The organism is Neisseria sp. HMSC075C10 (genome assembly GCF_001815615.1).
GTDB lineage: Bacteria > Pseudomonadota > Gammaproteobacteria > Burkholderiales > Neisseriaceae > Neisseria > Neisseria subflava_A.
The window spans coordinates 1-366 of record NZ_KV821255.1 but is presented as its reverse complement, the minus strand read 5'-3'; the positions used below and the strand labels follow the sequence as shown (position 1 = coordinate 366).

Below are 366 nucleotides of genomic sequence, written 5' to 3'. Positions count from 1 at the left end.
GTGATGTGGTAGCCGCCTTCGCCGGCAAAGAGACCGCTTTGGCTGCCGACGTTAAAAGACAGCCTGGATATTTTTCAGACTGTCTTTTTGAAGAGATGGAAGTTATTTGTTTCTCAATATCTCAATAAGGGCGGCTTTGGACTGGTAGAAGTCCAAATCAAATAATGAAATGCCTAAATGTTTGCAATATTCTTCGATCATCTCCACAGTCAGCCTGTTTTTTTTGAGTCTTTCGGTATATTTTTCTGTCTGTTCAAACGGCAGCGGCGTGCCATATTCCATAAACTCGACACGACTGGTTTCTTTATGCAGCATAACATTTCTGGTTTCGCAGTCATGACGGGAAACCTGTTTGCTGCCCTCATA

At 43.2% G+C, this 366-nt stretch carries 1 pseudogene; it reads right to left on the bottom strand.

Going from position 1 to position 366, the window contains the following annotated elements:
* Positions 1 to 102: 102 nt before the first annotated feature.
* Positions 103 to 366 (bottom strand): annotated as a pseudogene (locus HMPREF3047_RS04200) (hypothetical protein); the annotation flags it as partial.